General features: G+C 56.1%; 16 protein-coding genes. 1 reads left to right on the top strand and 15 read right to left on the bottom strand.

Annotation, left to right across the window (positions count from 1 at the left end):
- Window positions 1–887 precede the first annotated feature (887 nt).
- On the top strand, window positions 888–1619 hold the full coding sequence (locus tag VGN12_08705) for a DUF1559 domain-containing protein (GenBank protein ID HEY4309517.1): 732 nt from the start codon (window positions 888–890) through the stop codon (window positions 1617–1619).
- A 400-nt stretch (window positions 1620–2019) separates the two neighbouring features.
- Here VGN12_08705 and VGN12_08700 read toward each other — a convergent pair whose 3' ends face one another.
- The 15 genes from VGN12_08700 to VGN12_08630 form a co-directional block, all read right to left on the bottom strand.
- Window positions 2020–2475, bottom strand: coding sequence for an HD domain-containing protein (locus VGN12_08700; protein ID HEY4309516.1), 456 nt, complete (start codon window positions 2473–2475; stop codon window positions 2020–2022).
- Between the two features lie 623 nt (window positions 2476–3098).
- Window positions 3099–3500: a hypothetical protein gene (locus VGN12_08695; GenBank protein HEY4309515.1), complete on the bottom strand. Its 402-nt coding sequence runs from the start codon at window positions 3498–3500 to the stop codon at window positions 3099–3101.
- Between the two features lie 60 nt (window positions 3501–3560).
- Window positions 3561–3992 (bottom strand): hypothetical protein, encoded by a 432-nt coding sequence (locus VGN12_08690; GenBank protein HEY4309514.1) that lies wholly within the window; start codon window positions 3990–3992, stop codon window positions 3561–3563.
- A 786-nt stretch (window positions 3993–4778) separates the two neighbouring features.
- Complete coding sequence (locus VGN12_08685) at window positions 4779–6230, bottom strand: ATP-binding protein (GenBank protein ID HEY4309513.1); 1452 nt, start codon at window positions 6228–6230, stop codon at window positions 4779–4781.
- Between the two features lie 197 nt (window positions 6231–6427).
- Window positions 6428–6787: a hypothetical protein gene (locus VGN12_08680; protein ID HEY4309512.1), complete on the bottom strand. Its 360-nt coding sequence runs from the start codon at window positions 6785–6787 to the stop codon at window positions 6428–6430.
- A gap of 72 nt (window positions 6788–6859) precedes the next feature.
- Entirely contained in the window at window positions 6860–7555 is a 696-nt protein-coding gene (locus VGN12_08675) for a hypothetical protein (GenBank protein ID HEY4309511.1), read from the bottom strand.
- An 888-nt stretch (window positions 7556–8443) separates the two neighbouring features.
- Window positions 8444–8932, bottom strand: a complete 489-nt coding sequence (locus tag VGN12_08670) for a hypothetical protein (GenBank protein ID HEY4309510.1) — start codon at window positions 8930–8932, stop codon at window positions 8444–8446.
- Between the two features lie 104 nt (window positions 8933–9036).
- Complete coding sequence (locus VGN12_08665; protein ID HEY4309509.1) at window positions 9037–9633, bottom strand: hypothetical protein; 597 nt, start codon at window positions 9631–9633, stop codon at window positions 9037–9039.
- 21 nt (window positions 9634–9654) lie between these two features.
- Complete coding sequence (locus tag VGN12_08660; protein ID HEY4309508.1) at window positions 9655–10743, bottom strand: hypothetical protein; 1089 nt, start codon at window positions 10741–10743, stop codon at window positions 9655–9657.
- A gap of 625 nt (window positions 10744–11368) precedes the next feature.
- On the bottom strand, window positions 11369–12382 hold the full coding sequence (locus VGN12_08655; protein ID HEY4309507.1) for a hypothetical protein: 1014 nt from the start codon (window positions 12380–12382) through the stop codon (window positions 11369–11371).
- Window positions 12383–12816: 434 nt separating this feature from the next.
- Window positions 12817–13155, bottom strand: a complete 339-nt coding sequence (locus tag VGN12_08650) for a hypothetical protein (protein HEY4309506.1) — start codon at window positions 13153–13155, stop codon at window positions 12817–12819.
- Between the two features lie 527 nt (window positions 13156–13682).
- Window positions 13683–14396: a hypothetical protein gene (locus tag VGN12_08645; protein ID HEY4309505.1), complete on the bottom strand. Its 714-nt coding sequence runs from the start codon at window positions 14394–14396 to the stop codon at window positions 13683–13685.
- 548 nt (window positions 14397–14944) lie between these two features.
- Complete coding sequence (locus VGN12_08640) at window positions 14945–15496, bottom strand: hypothetical protein (protein ID HEY4309504.1); 552 nt, start codon at window positions 15494–15496, stop codon at window positions 14945–14947.
- A 122-nt stretch (window positions 15497–15618) separates the two neighbouring features.
- The gene (locus VGN12_08635) at window positions 15619–15846 is read right to left on the bottom strand and encodes a hypothetical protein (GenBank protein ID HEY4309503.1); all 228 of its coding nucleotides are present in this window, start codon (window positions 15844–15846) and stop codon (window positions 15619–15621) included.
- Window positions 15847–16123: 277 nt separating this feature from the next.
- On the bottom strand, window positions 16124–16709 hold a 586-nt coding region (locus VGN12_08630; protein HEY4309502.1), incomplete at its 5' end, for a site-specific integrase.

Below are 16709 nucleotides of genomic sequence, written 5' to 3'. Positions count from 1 at the left end.
CGTAGGATCGTCACCAAACGTCGCGGAGCTCACCTGTCGTAGTCGCGGAGAGAAATACGTATAGCCGACTAGCGCGACTGCCACGAGAATCGTGGCACCGAACATTGCTCGCAGCCCGAATTGAAACCAGTGTCGGCGGGTAGTCGGAGCAGTGTCAGCCATAGCCATTCAGCCTATCGACTCTAAGTGGGGCGTGTCAAAAGAGCCGAATGAGGGGTAGTGATAGACTTTGAATCTGAGAATTTTCCCAAGCGGATAGGCTTCCGGGTAGAATTTGGGACATGCGACAACCGCTGGACAAGCGATATCTTAACGCCGCGATCGTCCTGGCAATGATCTCGATTGGGATCTCGTTTGTGTGGACTCCAGTTGTGGGCAGATTCCTTGAGCCGGAAACGACGCGGACAGCTGCAATGGCGTTCATATTACTTTGGTCGGCACTAATTGCTGGAGTGGTCTTGGCCGGCAAGAGATCGGCAATGAAGTCTGGCGATAACGAAGGGCCGCCCCGATGACCCGCGATCACCAGCACGGGGCGTTTGGTAGAGTTGGGCCATGAACGCCGGCATCTCTCGATTCACTATTGGGAAGCTCCTATTCTCAGTCATTTGGTATGCCCTCGCCTTTGCCGTGTTGGCTTGGGGGATGAGAGGAGCAGAGAGTGCCGTGCGCGATCCAGAAGGCTTAGGGCGTCTTGCGCCTATGATCGCTGTTCTGGTCTCGGGACCGCTCCTGGGCGCTGGAGCCGGAACTATTCTCGGTAGCGCCGGCTGGGGCTGGGCGGTAGGTTGCCTCTTAGGAATTGCCGGAGCGTTCGTAGCATTGATTGCTATAGTCATTGCATGACCCACGACCACGCCACCATCCCGGATGCGGAATAGTCGGTCATGGAACAATCGACGGCTGACGGATCGATGGCAAGGCCGCGACCTGCCGCACTATGGGTTGTCAGCACTCTGCTCGTGCTTATCTGTGGCACGCTATTCATAACGGCGATCCGCTATGCACGCGAGGCGGCGCGTAATGCGCGGTGCAGGGGCAAACTCAAACAATTGGGGTTTGCGCTTGAGAACTATTATCAGCTGAATGGCACTTACCCTCCGGCATATGTTGTCGATGCGGAAGGTCGACCGATGCATAGCTGGCGTGCTTTGTTGCTCTCTTCGATGGGTGAGCTTACTGACTACGACTTCACGGAACCCTGGAATAGTCCGAAGAATCTTCGCTCCGCGGATCGGCACCCCGAACTGGCGATGTGGTTTCACTGTCCGAGCGATGATTCGACGCATCCGGAGTGGACAAGCTATATCGCCGTGACCGGAGCGGAAACGCTATGGCCTGGCCATCAGGTTGTGATGCTGGATAACGCGGCCAAGGAGTGCGGAACGATCCTGCTCATTGAACTGCACGAATCCGGCATCAATTGGCTGGAGCCTCGTGACGTCAAGATCGGGGAGGTCGAATCGTGGGATTACCGCGAGAAGTTGAACCATCCTGAAGGCTTTCACTTCGTCACGTCTCTTGACGACGTCGGGACGCTCTGGCTCGCCCCCACAGAGATGGAGATTCTCAAAAAAATGGCAATTCGGCACGGCGGAAGTGTTGAGCCGCAGCCGTGAACTTGGCGGTGCCGCTCAGCGATAGAGCTGCCACATCCATTCAGCCTATCGACCGGCCTTAGGGCGTGTCAAAAGAGCAGAAGAACCGCCGGGGCGTTTCGCCGCCTTGTGAGGTAAAATGCCACCATGAGCGCCGGCCCTTTCCAGTATACTCTTCGCCGATTGTTCTTGTGAACAGCTGGGATCGCCATGCTGCTCGGGATATATGGCGGCGTCCATTCGGCGATCAGAAGCGCGAATTCTCTCGAAGAGAGGAACACGTACGGAGGGCAGCAGAATACGCGGAATGAGGCTGAATCGCTGCCAGACTATGCTCTCACCAAATACCAGACGACGAATTCCTCCCGTGACCATCGGCTGTGGGCATGGAAATTGATTGATCACTCGCTGCTGGGAACACCTACGACCGCGGTGATCTAGAAAGACGCTTTCCTTCACTCGTGCTCATCTTGTCTGGATGTGGCTGAATGCCGACGCGAGGCAGATCCAGGCGATCTGCGTCCCAGCAGGTGCCAGCCGTTACACGCTCCGTAACCAGTCCCCGATGATGAAACGAGCACGCATAGCACAACTCCTGGAGTTGCTCGGGCGACACCACGAATCGCGTTCCGTGCAATCGCTGCGCGAGACCTGCTGCGCGCTCGCCGTGCTCGGGGTCGTGATTTTCGTTCTGCCTCGCGGCATCATGAAACACAGCGAATAACCGCACGACAACGACATCGGCGCCAGTTGCTGCCGCAAGCTTTAGACCGTTGGCCTCGACGTTTCGCCAATGATTCGGCCCGTGCAGTGACCAATCCCCTAGCGCGAATACGCCGACAAGTTCGCGCCAAATCGCATCGAAGTCAATGCTCATGCGCCGACCTCATTGGTGGCCCGTACGGTGGAACGGAAGCAAGCTGTTTGTGCGTGCGATTGCCTAGAGCGCCACCAGAACCTCGAGCATCGCCGCCATCCTAACTGATACCACCGCCGGCGGGTCTTGGGAGCTTGGGGCACGGACGCTATTGTACCGCGTCACACAGGGACGCTGGTCGCCTCGTAGGTAGCGTTTCAAGGGTATGATGCTCGCTGGCGTTTTGAGCGAAGGGTTATTACTCCCAACGATGCGATGCAACCAAGAATCAAACCCAGAAGCGCAGCGGGCGCTCGCAGGCGAGGATTGATCGCATAGTCGACCTTCCGACCATCGCCATGCCGATCGAGCCGAAAGACTACGCCAGGAATTGCGTTTCGCTGAAGCTCGTCGATGGCCATGAGGACCGAATCGGGAAATACGCCTAAGTTGACTAGCGGCCTGGTTGGCGGAAAGTATCGGACAAGGTAGGGCCGCTGTAGCATCGCCCATACCACGGCGACGACCGCCACCACGAACAACGGTCCCCACTCCAAACTGATACCACGGCCGGGGGGTCTAGGGAGCTTGGGGCATGACTTAAATTGTACGGCGCTGTCACGGTGGCGAGCATCACCGCGACATCAATCTCTCACGATGCGGTAATCGATTACTCGTCCGTCCGACCCAAGGCGTATGACCAGCCATTCTGAGTCAATGCTCATATAGCGTCGTTCCATGCCAAGCCGATAAACTATATCCCAGTCACGAAAGTACTCGGGCGGTGGTGGTTCTCCCAGCATCTCGACCACGGCAGATCGGCTCATGCCATGTAGCGTGCCTCTGGCGATCAGTCCGTCTGCCATCTTGAGGCGCACGCCTCGCTCGACCATTATCGGATCGCGCCACGATTCGCTGTTGAATGCCTCGGACCGTTCCTGGTAGACGTGCCACGCGAGTGCGGCCAAGCAAACGCCGGCTATCAAGAGCATCGTTCCCAGCGAGAACTGATACCAGCGGCGGCGGGTCTTGGGAGCGTGGGGCATGGACGAGTAATGTTTTCCTTATTGAACGTGCCGAACCGTCGAAGTCGCGACAGTCGATTTTCAATCGACACGAGGCCGGTAGGCCTCTCGCTCCAAGCAAGCCCAAATCGTCAGGTTGATACCGACCTTCAGTACGGCATGCATCAGCGGCGAGGAAATATCCATTATTGAACCCAACGAGTTTGGATAGACTGTCTCCCGAAGCCCGAGGTAGAAGCCCTGGTTAAGAGTCTTGAGTTCTTTCAGGTGGACTTCGTTGGCTTCGAGGTAAGCGGCGGCAATTGCCTGCTGCTCTTCAAAATCAATTTCGCTGTCACGACCTAGATAAATCTCGAACCCATTCGTCTCAAGCGATGTTTCGCCGTTACGATGTAGATCACCAGCGTGCCAGACGATGTCACTCCTCAACGGATGCCTTTTGAGGTATCCGTCAACGTCAAAGCGAGGTCCGTGTGCAACGATCGAGAAGTAGTTCCGTGGTGGTGGATTCACGATTTCACCTCCTCGTTGAGCGGCAACTACGATGCTGGAGCCATGTTTGCTTCGGTTAACAAAGCTCTGAACTGATACCACCGTCGGCGGGTCTTGGGAGCTTGGGGCATCGGATGCACTTAGGTACGTTTCGCCAGAATTGCGCGAACGATCCGTGTCGATTGCAGCACCAAATTGACAAGTCCGCTAATGCAGAAAGAGAGGCACGCAATTCCGCCAAGGCAGACGATAGCAAGGCCGAATGGCAACGTGATGAACAGCCACGCTGCAACTCCAAAGGTAGTCACGAAGAACATTCTCACGCCGATTTGGGCAACGCGACTTTGGCGGACTAGCAGAGCGCTCGATCCGCGCTCCGGGCCAAAGGCAGGCGACGCTACTAAAAGCCCAAAAGTGAGAGCCAACACAAGCACCAGTGATGCGTGCCCAATGAGCGACCCGAGGAGCGCAACGCCGAACGCGGCGAGCGCAAACCGTGGAATTGGTGTCAGCAAGGCCGGAGGAATCTCGGCGTCGAGGTGCGGCGTGCGCCCGAGGGCGGAGAGTTTTGTCGGAGACATAGTTTGAATCCTCGTCAGTCACCGGCGAGCCGTTACGGTAGACCAGCCCGCCCGTTCAAATTGTAACAGCCATCCCCTAGCCCGAACTGATACCGTCGGCGGCCGGTCTGGGGAGCTGGGGGCATGAAAGATCCCTGTAGCAATACGTGCGTCAAGTGCAAGGAGTGCAAGGAAGTGCTGCATTTTTGCTGCACTTTTCCGTTTCACGAATAGTCTTTGCAATCGCTCATTTTGCACCATTACTCGCTTGATCCGATGTCGCCGCCGCAATATCGAAACCAAGGACCCTCGCACTAAACGCTCGTTGGTTTAACACGAGTTCGTCGAGTGCCTCCTGCACATCGACTATTTCGATTGCCTCGTCGTCTCTTCGAGCCAGGTGCAACTGTACCGCGCGGCGCATCAGCTCTTTCATAAAGGCCGCACTTGCGCCTTCGGTGGCAGCGACGGCATATTCAATGACCGTTGGGTCCACCTTGACGCCTCCGGCATAATGGCGAGCAAGTAACGCCCGTTCGGGGTTGCCCGGCGCGGAAAACTCGATGGCTTGGTCGATTCGTCCCGGTCGGTTGGCTAGTGCTTCTTCGAGCAACTCGGGTCTGTTTGTAGTCAACAAGAAAATAACCTCGGCTTCGGGTGCCAAGCCGTCCATCTCGTTCAATAACTGATTCAGGAGCGGTTCCTCGCACGACGTGCCGCTCTGAACGCGCTCCTTCGCAACCAGGTCAATGTCTTCGATTACCACAAGCGACGGTTGCAGAAGACGCGCGAGCGCCATGTACTCTCTCAATTGCGCAATTTGCGCACCAGTGATAAGCAACGTGGTATGGCCCTCAAGTGCGCCGATTACATAGCGAATCGTAAACGTCTTGCCATTGCCCGGAGGCCCGTAGAGCAACAGTCCTTTCCTGATAGACTGACCTAGCCCACGAAGCCGGCTTCGGTGCACTACAAACTGAAGTACGTTGCGCTCCACTAAGTCCAGCGTTTCCTCTTTCAGGATTACGTCCTCACGTGTCACCGGCGCTATCTGATGCACTTTGATCCCAGTTCCCTCGCCGCTGTAGCTATCAGACGTGTCGAGTGAGAGCACCTTGCCACGATACGATACTGCCTCTTTAACTGCCTTTTCCAAACGCGCAAAGAATTCTTGCGTGATCCGACGGCCATGATCGTCATTTGTGGCAGCGACGTTGACCTTTATTTGCGGCGGCTGATTGAACCCGGACACCTTGCTGAGAAGAACTGCCAGCCTCACGTCTCCCTCACAAGCGATCCACAGCGCGTTTCTCGGACAGTGAACCAATATATCGCCGCCGATGTTGACCTCCTCGTGCTGAAGAGGAACTTCCCAGCCCGTAGCGTCGGACGTCAATAGATATGACAGATCAATGCCGAACATATCTTGCTCGACACGTACGCCACAAAGATGTAGCACCTTGGCCCGACCACCGAAGTAATCGTCGAGCGCCCGTTGCAGATCGGCACGAATTCGAGCGGGGAATTGTCTTTCCGTGACAGTAAGGCAGGCTAACTGAACTGGCTGAAACGCCTTGCTCAAACGTCGATAAATTGCCGAAGCGCGAGCGCGTTGCACGCGAGCGGAAATGAATCCGCCTGCCATCAGGCCCACGAGCAAGCTGGCGACGCACGATGCCGCTATTTCCCACGGACTCATATCCCGGTATCCATCAGAAGCTCTGCGAATGTAAATGCATGTGATCGGTGCTAGGGAACCGAACCAGCATTGACCGAGGCGGCATCATCCTACTTTAGACGATTATCGGTCACATTGCCGCAATCCGAACCGGAACCAGCGGCGGGTGTGCTTGGGGGCGCGGGGCATGGAAGCTCTTCCCGCAGTTGTTGTTCAGCTTACGACACATCTCCACGTGGCAGACTCTTCATCATTGCGGCCATCGCAAGAAACTGCCTCTGGAATTCGGCGACTTCAGCTTGTTCGATGCCGGAACCGCGAGCAATTCGGCCGAGCCGTCCTGGATCGTTAATCTTCAACGATCGGCGACGCTCATCAGGCGTCATAGCGTCGATGACGCCAATCAAACGCCGCAGGTCGCGTTCAAAGTCCTTGGCACCTGGACCAGGGATCAGGCTCCTGTTGTGCGCATCAAGCCGACCGAGGCGGCTTAGGTGATTGCGAAAGTCGGTAAGAGTGAAGTCAGCCGACCGGTCGTCTCTTGGCCTATCGTTCATGGCGTCATCCTTGGTATGCACCGCTCCGAACTGGAACCAGCGGCGGCGGGGCTTGGGAGCTGGAGGCATGGACGTTTATTGTGGCAGAATGACCTACGATTCCCGAGACACTGACCAGCGATTGAAGCTTCGTTGTTGGGCGAGTTGCCGGTACTTATTTGGTGACGGATAAACTCCCTTAGGTACATTGCTCTTACCGACCGACGCGTTGAAAGTGGTGTATCCGTGGTCTGCAATGCGACTGAGAACGTCTTCATGCACGTACCCATCGACGAAAATCCACAATAGCGAGGCCTTGCTTCGCGGCCGTACGTGCCCGTCCATGTCACCCGATACCCAAAGATGCGTTGACGGACTTCCGGTCAGTAATTCGCCAGAGAAGCTGCCTTCCACCCACAGTTTTAACGAGTCTTTAGACGAAACGTTGCCACGGACGTCGCCATTGACGAAGACGTGGCAGATTCCGGTTGAGGTAATACGAGCGTTTGGAGCAACATGTCCGGAAATGATAACTTCGGAAATTCCGCCGAGGTCGAGCTGAGCTTCAAGATCACCAGACACAACAATCGTTCCGCCATCAGGTGCGGAAACGCAATGGTTGCAGGCACCTTCGATAATGATACCGTCGTCAGAGCCGATCAGAATATCTGACGGCATTTCGCTAATAGCCTTCCAGCGTATTCCTCTTTCGTCAGGATCTTGCCAGTGTCCGAGCGAACGCGAAAATGCCATTTCAGTGAGCACATCGGCTCTTGCTACCCGAACGATGAGGTCGGTGTCAGCTTGCATCAGAGAATCCCTCATAGGCGTCAGCCGACTACGTCAACACCACGAACGGCGTCCACCCAAAAACTGGAACCACCGTCGGCTGTGCTTGGGAGCTGGGGGCATGACGTACTCGACTGTTGAGTCAGCTTGCTCATGGTGCCCACTCGACTTGCTCTGTTGCGACAAGTTCAACCATTCCACAGGCCGGACAGCGATGGCCGCGCAACAGATATGCTTCATTCTGTGGGCGCGCTTCCAACCCTTGCTGCAACGCCCTGAGAGGATTAACGGACGTTGGTTCGCCGGTTTCCACGAATACCAGTCTTGGCTTCGTCGGTGTTGGAGCGATCAACCCTACGGCCGTGGCGAACCCTTCATGCATTTTGCCTCCACAACGCAAGCAAAGGCGCGTTTGGTTGCATCATTCATGGTCTTTCGTCCTCTAAGCGGCGGGTGGGCTTGGGGGCATGGACGCCATTCTACCTATCGACTGTGGGCGCTTGGTGCCAAAAATTCGATTCGGGAGCAGTCTTAGAGTTTGAATCTGGGAAATTTTGAAGTTGGCACGGTAGAATCAGGGCATGCTCAGCCATCTCACAAAGCGACAAGCGTTCCTGATGTGGATTGTCTTAATTCTCCTTCTTGGACTGTGGGTGTTCGCCAACCTTGAGCGGGGCCTGTGGGCTGTCCTAGCCGGTCTTGGCGCTATCGCACTCCCCATCACCCTCCACTGGATTGATCGTCGTTTGTTTGAATGACCCGCGACCACCAACATAAGCCCCGCCCCGAACGTCGATGCCGCGCGAATCGTGGCCGGCCCATGGACAGCGAATCGCTTCGCAGGCTATCGAACCAGCGGCGGGTGTGCTTGGGGTTTGCAGGCATGGACGATTATAAAATCTCCAGCGTTCACCGACGTGATAACCGAGCGCGTTCTTGCAGTGAAAGCGTGTATGTCGGCTTTGTAATCGGTTCACAGGCCAACTTCAGCGTGAAGCCGACCGCGCCGAACGAAAGATCACCCGACTGGGGCCAATTGCCAAAGATTGTCCATCGGTAATACGTGCGATCGAGGTACACCTTTTGGTCTCGCACTGGCTCGCGCTCGATTCGGTCCACCGAAAATGCGTGGATCGCCGTCTGGAAACCCGAATCACCGAAGTCAAGCGTCATCTTCAGGTCGGTTACTCCTTGGAATGAGAGCGTGGCTGGGGCCATAGCATATTGCACAGTGCCGTCAGTACCGTAGAAACCATCTGCGATGAAATCCAAGTCCAGCAGGAGATCGGCTGTCCAATCTTCTTCGGCGGAATCGCCGACTCGAAGCTCAAACCGCCAAACACTGCAATCATGCCACGACAGTTCGTCGAAATCGGCATCGTCGTAGATCGTGCGCATAATGCGTTCCTAAACGGCATTCAGCAAGAACCAGCGGCGAGTGTGCTTGGGGGCTGGGGGCATGGACTCTATTCCGCAGGTCGCTTACGTTCCGCGCCGTTAGTCTAATCGGGGTCGGCGTTGCGGTGCTGGGGCGAGAGTTTCTTACGCCACGCCTTCAAGGTCAGCAGCGCGCCACAGGCAATGGCACCATAAGCGAGTGCGTCAGGATGAAACCTAAGTGCGATTAGATATAGCTGAGTTCCGAAGCCAGCAGATAATACAAAGTGTCCTTTTTGACTGTAACCATCATCTGTATCTCGATAGCAGCCAAAATCAACCTTGAATTCAACACCCGACGACTCGCACGGGTCGCCCTCACCAAAGACGAAGCACTCGATCGACGGCCGCGCCGCCATCCACATTGCCACTATACCCATCAGCACTAGCAATTTGCCAAGGCTGAACTGATACCAGCGGGGCGGGTCATCGGTTGGGTGGCTTTGGCGAAACAGACGCCATAGGCGAGAGGCCTCAGGCCAGAACACAGCCGCTGCGACGACGAAAAGAAAGAATAAGCCACAAACTACCAAGCCTGCCGACAACGCAGAATGATCCAGTGTGCGGTAGGAGACAATCGCGCCGTCGGCCAAAGCTAAGCCTAAAGCGGCGTATGCGATGGCTCGATTCCACCGCCGGCGGGTCGTGGGAGCTTGGAGCATGGAGGCTACCTGATGCACAACCTAGGTAGCAATGACGAGCGAAGCAGCCACATTGATTAGCTGTTCGCGATCCAAGTCGGATACCATCATCACGTGCGTCCCTTGTTGCTCCAAGGCGAGCATTCGCTTACCGGTCCCTACGCCTGGGTCGGAAAGTGACATCCGTTTGCCGTCGCGCTCTACTTGCTCCCATTCCATGTCCGCCGTGTCGGGGTCGGCTGTGCCACCTTCGTTGATCCATAACGAGAAACCGCCCTTATACATTAAGGCGAGATGGGGCCGTGGTGATCGCGATCGGGGAGGGTGATACATGACCTCGCAATAGCAGTGGTCCGGGTCGGGTAGCCGCGTCGGAATTAAGACCTTAAAGGGCATACGAGCGACTGCCGCCGTCAGTGTTAATCGCTCGACGATGGGAGTGGCGGGACTCACTTGTTCCGCTGGCGTGGGTGAGTACGTGAACAGTGCGTCGTCAAGCGGCTCGTCAAACACTACATGAGTGACCTCGTTTACCTCGAACACCGCATCGTTGTATCGACCGGCAATGTACAGCAGGACGCCAAACCTGGGGTCGGCGTAGAACTCGTATTCGTCCGCGCCGTAGGGCAGCCAATGCGGCCAAAGTCGCCCCTCAGCGCGCGGGACAGCGCGCAAACGTATGCAACTTCGCCCAGCAATCTCAACCTCGCCCGCGGACTGTAGCGCGAGGCCCACGAAGAATTCCCGCAATGATGCCTGGTCGAAATGCCGGGCAATATCCGTATCTTGCTTTGGCGACGCTTGGCTTGTTTCCACGTGTCCCTGTGGGTCTCGGTTCCATTTATGCTTGCCATTCACAACGATGAGTGATTCTTTCGACTGGCCCCGAGCGTGTTCGTGTTTTTCGATCCGGTACCGATCGGGCAGACTTATGCACGCGGAAATGTTCGTCTCATCGACCGCCAGTGCCTCGCTGGAAGGGCTGACTCTCTTGCGACCAATCACCGTCTTGGCAGCACCGGCATTGTTGGCAAGGCCCGAGTTGCACCACTGGTGAATGGTTGCCCGAACAGTCGCGAACCTAGGCGCAGGGCCATAAACGACTTCGAGAAAGTCTCCCAGTTGGCTCATGGCTGGACACCTTTCGATACGAGTTCGTCTCGCAGAAGCGATTGGACCATGAGCACCATTCTACCAAGTCGATGCTAGGAGAACCTGGAGCCAGCGAACCATGAACCGTGACCTTTGATTGCTGATCGTGTGCGCCGTAGCCTACGTGATCGCGTATGGCTTGCCGCTCGTGCGGTGAACGAACGGCCCCAGTGATCCTCGTCGCGTGGGCTTATCTATTGGGCACGTCTGTCAAAAGTGTTCCATCAGCCGCGTAGACGAGCGCCTCCGTGAATAATGACTTCGCTTTGTCATGATCTTCGACGGTAGCCCCACGCGGGAGAATCAGAAACTCTGTGGCCTGGTCGCCAAGCCAATTGCGCCACATTGGAATCTTCGCGGATTCGGGTCGCACCCATATTGCTAAAGGGGCAACTAAACCGGGGTTCTCGCGGCTCTCGGCTTCGCACTGTGTATCCCGCCACAGCAAGAACTCCTGCCGCGCCCTAACTAACTTGAAATTCCACCCAAGCCATAAGGCAAACACCGTCGTCACCAAGAACAGAGTCCCCATCCCGAACTGGAACCAGCGGCGACTGTGCTTGGGGGCTGGGGGGCATTGCATCGAGCGCGTGATACGTAGCGATCATTTCGTACGGGCAATCCGTCTTTGTTGTAGCTCCTCAAGAAGAAAGCCGTTACTCCCTACGATCAAGTAGTGCGTGACGATGCTTTCAAGCCGATCATCCGCAGAAAGCACTCCTGCAACGAAGGGGTCGTACTCACCTAGAATTTCTGGCTGGAGCTTTTGTGCCTCAGCAAAATCTCGGCTCGCTCCGGCGTCATTTCCTAGATGCTTCCGTAATGCCGCGCGACAGACGAATGCCGAGCCACGGCTTGCAGTGCCTGCTCGTGATCGCTCCAACACTTTCGAGAAGTCATCCGCTGCGTGTCCAAAATCCTTCTTAAACGTGTGGATTCTTGCCCGATGGAGATAGGTATCAGCCGCAGGACGCAGCCGAACGGCCTCCGAAGCATCGGCTAATGCCGCGTCGAGCCCTCGAACCTTGTCGATTTGCTTTGGGTGCTCCCAGATAAGGAGAAGCGAACGGAATTTATAACGATCCGCATTCAGCGGATCATGCCGAACCGCTTCGTCAGCATCCATAAGGGCGAGACTGTATTGCTCCTCGTCAAGATGCGCTAATGCACGCAGGAAGATGATCTCGGCATCGCTCGGCGCTTCACGAACTGCCATATCTGCAAGCTCGATAGCGCGTCGCGAATTACCGAGATATCTCGCTGTGACAATCGGGCGCTCTAGCATGGATCTCTCGATGTCGCCCCACACACGTTCGATATCCACGAAATCAGAATGCCACACATCGGCTTTCGGCGGTAATGATTGGGCACTCGCAATTTCGGTGTGAGCTTCGACATCCTTGCCGAGATTCGACCAGCATAACGCTCGATGCAGGTACACTTTGACCGTGCGATGCTCATTGGCAATTGCGTTAAACGCAACGATCGCGCGCTGAAAATCGCCGCCATTCATGAACGCGACAGGCTTGGAGATTTCAACAGCTGTTGGCTCCTCGGACCTTGCGACCGTCCATCCAAATAAAAGAAATGCCCCAATGAACGAAAGGTAACGGAGCATGGCTTGCCTCTCCCATCATGGTTGTAGCTGCGATGGACGCAAACAAATAAACGCACCTCCAAACGACCAATCGGGAGGCAGCGGCCGGTGAGCCTGAAGTCTTGCGGCATGAACGAATTATAGCTGCGTGACTTCTTAAATTCACCGATTCCGCAAATCAGGCCGAGTGGCGCGGACTACGAAGGCGATGCCAATGACTGTCGACGCAACGACGACACGATTCACCAGCTCGTTGGCCGTTGGGCGCCTGAAGCCCGGAAACGGCTGCAAAAGAGGATATCGGTCAATCACCGGACACCCAGAACAAACGCCGAAGACAATTGCAATCACCGTCACCGTGGCCAACATCCTTCCCAACGAGAACTGAAGCCAACGGCGGTATGCTTGGGGACTTGGGGACATAGAAGCTCTTCCCGCAGTTGTGGTTCAGCAGCTTACGACACATCTCCACGCGGCAGACTCTTCATCATTGCGGCCATCGCAAGAAACTGCGTTTGGAATTCGGCGACTTCAGCTTGTTCGATGCCGGCACCGCGAGCAATACGGCCGAGCCGTCCTGGATCGTTAATCTTCAGCGATCGGCGACGCTCATCAGGTGTCATAGCGTCGATAATGCCGATCAAGCGCGGCAGGCCGCGTTCAATGTCCTCAGCACGTAGACCAGGGATCAGAGGCCTGTTGTGTGCATCAAGCCGGCCGATCCGGCCTAGGTGGTTGCGAAAGTCTCTAAAAGTGAAGTCAGCCGACCAGTCGCCTTTTGGCATATCGCTCATGTCATCATCGTTCTAGGAACCGCTCCAAATCGGAACCAGCGGCGGGTGTGCTTGGGGGCTGGGAGCATGGTTTCATTCTAAGCCCCCTATGCTCGGATGGATAACTGTCATACTCCGAAGCAAAAGGGACGCGGATCGCGATCCTGGGCGCGTCAAAACGGCGGCATCAATAACACGCCATAAAGTCTGCCTCTGGAAATTGAGCAACCCTTTCGAGATCCACTTCGGTAAGGGGCCTTCTAAATACCATGACCCCGAGACGTTCGTCGCCTAACATGCGCCTGATCCAAGGCGGCCGCCGCGCGTCCGAGCCCTTCTGCACGACGTGAGGGAAGCCGGGGACACTCAGTCCCTGGTAACGGATTTCAAACGCTCCGCTTGCCTCCATCTCAGCAAGCGCATTTTTGCGACTGCGAACTACATTGAGTTCCCACCCCAGCCATACGCCTAAGACCGTCACCACGACGAACATCGTCCCCAACGAGAACTGCAACCAGCGACGGGTGTGCTTGGGGGCTGGGGGCATATCACTTCGTTTCTGATACCATCCGAGTTTTTAGCGTGCCGTCCCGCAACGACTGATTCACATCGCGCGTGATGCGTGCGGTAAGCTGATCTACTTCCTCGCTTACCAAGCCGAATTTATTCTCCCTTAGCCCGTTCTTGGGGAACTCATGGGCGGGAATTGCCGCCTGCCGTACGACAAACTTATTCCTGGTCGTTTCGATCAGCAGCAGTCGCCCATGATCAAGGTCTACGTCGGTGCCATTGACTTTCAGTGTCTCCTTATCGCCGACTGCCTTTGCCTGGGTGTTCACAGTGATGGCATAGGAGATGGGAACGTCCTTATCGGCGATTTTGAAGGATTGTTTGACCTCGCCACGTTCGTCGCGCACATGGACAGAGTACGGGATTTCATCCGTGTCCTCAGAGTATTTGTGGTCTATGAGGCAAAAGTATGCAAAACGGGTGTCACGCGCCGTTTGGAGGCACGCATAGCTGATTCCTTGTGTGGCCCCCTCCGGGAACGCTGTCTCTGCGACAAGCAGAAGAAGTGTGCTACCGCCGCCGCCGCCACCGCGAGGAAAGGTGAAGGAACCGCTTGCCTCACCGCCGGAGGACGCCTTCTGACCACTCGCGCTGTTACAGTTCGCACCAATAGTGCTGTAGGCAATGATTGCAATCGATACGACGTATTTCAGCAGTCCCTGGAGAAGGCTCTGATGGTTTAAGGATTTCATCTCTGGGATGCTCCGCAATTGTCACCAATTGAAACCAGCGGCGGGTGTGCTTGGGGGCGCGGGGCATGGACGGCCTACTGTCTATTTTCCTTCATCGCTGACTCTTTTTGCCATTTGTCGTAAGCGCGCCTAGCCCAAGCATGAGGTGGCGTCTTACGCGCGACGGCTCGGTAATTGTAAAATCGCGTTGCTGGCCGATCGTTTTCCTCGTCTAGGTGTCTGCACTCAACCTTCCACCATGAGTAAGGCGCTACGTGGTGCAGTCGCATATAGCGTTCGGCGGCCTTCAGAGAGCTAGCGACATGGAATACGATCTCATCCATCCACGGATGCGCGCACGGCGGCATGCTGGTGGGGAAGAACTCACAATGGACTATTACCCACGCCGACACCTTGCGCTTCGTTGGGCTGCGCTTAGGATTAACCTTCTTCATCTTCGCACTTTGACCAACGGCGAGTATGCTTGGGGGCTGGGGGCATGGAACTGTTTCACCGTTTCACACACAGACGCCGGTCGCCTCGTAAGGGCAAGCAAAATGTATTTCGGCTCATCGACCAAGCTTCGCGCGAACTGCCGCGATGTCGTCCTCGGGCTGCCAGCCGACGTGCTCCAGTTCCTCCGCAGTCGCCTGAATGCCGATTGCGTCCAGTTCATCAATTGTTTGCGATCTTTTCATGATCTGTTCAACGCGTTGATTCGACTTCTCAACTACCCTTCTGTGCTCACGATCGATCCAAACGACTATGCCCAACATAATCGGCAAGATGGTCAGCCAATAGAGAAAATGCACCAGCGAGAATTGATACCGTCCTTTTGAGACCGGTGTTCTTGTTGGCCGAAGTCGTCGATCTACAATCGCAATGCCCTCAATGAAAGCAAGCATCGACACTAATGACCATGCCTTCTTTTGCGACCAACCAAGCGCGGAAAACTGGAGAGCCACCCCGAAAACGGAAACAATCAGACATGCCAAAAGCCATACCCAAAACGGTACGCGTCTCAGGAAGCCAAACTGCAACCATCGCCGGCGGGTCTTGGGGGCTTGGGACATGGAAGCTAGTTGCTCAACCGTCGTCACGATCACGGATTCGTTGCTCAAGCTCGGCGCGCCCCGCATAAAACGATTGCCAGTTGGGGGTCCGCGTTGCCTGTCTGTTCGCCAATTGATCGGCGAAGCCAAGCATGTCGAGTTGCTGGAGTTCCTGCGCCGTAGGTTCCCATTTAGACGTTCGCACGAGACCCCCTCAGGATCGCTTCGATCTCTGGCCAATCGAGTAGTGTGAGCTTGCCTCGTCCTACCTCCGCCAGAATGACGTCCCGGACATTTCGGATTGATTGATCCAACGAAGCTCGGGTCTCCGCCGGGTGCCCATCGAGCTTTATTTCCGCCAAGACCTCGCACACGCGCTTGTCGATCTGTTCTCGGTCGGTCATGAAATCGTCAGCCATAGTACAACCTCGTGCCTATCCCCGTGTCGTCCATCTACGGTGCCGGAAACATCGTCCTCAACGAAAACCGGAACCACCGCCAGCGGGTCTGGGGAGCTGAGAGCATGCCCCCAATCTTACCACCTCCGCAAAAGCCGATCACTATTGCAGCGTGCGGCCGGCTCAGACGTCCACGCCCTTTGCTCGCAGGCTAGCCAGCACCTTCGGCAGCCGACCAGTGGTTCTGATTTTCTCGGCGCGTTCAAGCTGTATCCGAATAGGTAGATGGTTCATTTGTCTAGGCCGTCCCAAATAGATTGCCAACGATCCCGTCCTCGACGGCAATGTGCAGATAAGCTGACGTAATGCTGACGTTCGAGTGTCCGACGGAATCGCGGACTTCAGCTAAGGTTCGACCGCCTGCCAGGGCATGGCTGATGAACGTATGCCGGCCATGGTGGATGGTTAGGGACGCTAGGCGATCGGTTCCCAACACTTTGCACGCGGTGCGGAAGCGTTTGCGGAGCGTGTGGCGCGAGAGTCGATGCATCGTACGTCCGGATCGCAGCGAAGCAATGAACGGCACGTGCAATTCCGTCGTTTTCGCGGTGCGTGTGGCGTGCCACGCGGCCAGATCCGCCAACGTCCCAGCGTCCCACCAGAGCGGCACGGTACGCGGATGCCCTCCTTTAGCCGCACCAGTTCGAATCCTGAGGTGTGGGCGCGGAAGCTGCAGTCGTACATCGCCGATTTGCAGGTTTGCGATCTCGCTGGCGCGCAAGCCGCAACAGGCCGCCAGGCGGAAGACGACCAAATTCAGCCGTGTGCTTCGTGAACGAGGCGCCTTGCGTGCCAGTTCCGCCAGTACCGTGCCGAGTTCGCGG

Source organism: Pirellulales bacterium (genome assembly GCA_036499395.1).
Lineage (GTDB): Bacteria > Planctomycetota > Planctomycetia > Pirellulales > JACPPG01 > JACPPG01.
This window is presented reverse-complemented; position numbering and strand designations above follow the sequence as displayed.

What these genes read in the sequence shown, in the direction of transcription:
- VGN12_08705 (HEY4309517.1), top strand. Translation starts at nt 888, where the DNA reads ATGGAACAATCGACGGCTGACGGATCGATGGCAAGGCCGCGACCTGCC.
- VGN12_08700 (HEY4309516.1), bottom strand. Translation starts at nt 2,475, where the DNA reads ATGAGCATTGACTTCGATGCGATTTGGCGCGAACTTGTCGGCGTATTC.
- VGN12_08695 (HEY4309515.1), bottom strand. Translation starts at nt 3,500, where the DNA reads ATGCCCCACGCTCCCAAGACCCGCCGCCGCTGGTATCAGTTCTCGCTG.
- VGN12_08685 (HEY4309513.1), bottom strand. Translation starts at nt 6,230, where the DNA reads ATGAGTCCGTGGGAAATAGCGGCATCGTGCGTCGCCAGCTTGCTCGTG.
- VGN12_08675 (HEY4309511.1), bottom strand. Translation starts at nt 7,555, where the DNA reads ATGCAAGCTGACACCGACCTCATCGTTCGGGTAGCAAGAGCCGATGTG.
- VGN12_08670 (HEY4309510.1), bottom strand. Translation starts at nt 8,932, where the DNA reads ATGCGCACGATCTACGACGATGCCGATTTCGACGAACTGTCGTGGCAT.
- VGN12_08665 (HEY4309509.1), bottom strand. Translation starts at nt 9,633, where the DNA reads ATGCTCCAAGCTCCCACGACCCGCCGGCGGTGGAATCGAGCCATCGCA.
- VGN12_08660 (HEY4309508.1), bottom strand. Translation starts at nt 10,743, where the DNA reads ATGAGCCAACTGGGAGACTTTCTCGAAGTCGTTTATGGCCCTGCGCCT.
- VGN12_08655 (HEY4309507.1), bottom strand. Translation starts at nt 12,382, where the DNA reads ATGCTCCGTTACCTTTCGTTCATTGGGGCATTTCTTTTATTTGGATGG.
- VGN12_08650 (HEY4309506.1), bottom strand. Translation starts at nt 13,155, where the DNA reads ATGAGCGATATGCCAAAAGGCGACTGGTCGGCTGACTTCACTTTTAGA.
- VGN12_08645 (HEY4309505.1), bottom strand. Translation starts at nt 14,396, where the DNA reads ATGAAATCCTTAAACCATCAGAGCCTTCTCCAGGGACTGCTGAAATAC.
- VGN12_08635 (HEY4309503.1), bottom strand. Translation starts at nt 15,846, where the DNA reads ATGGCTGACGATTTCATGACCGACCGAGAACAGATCGACAAGCGCGTG.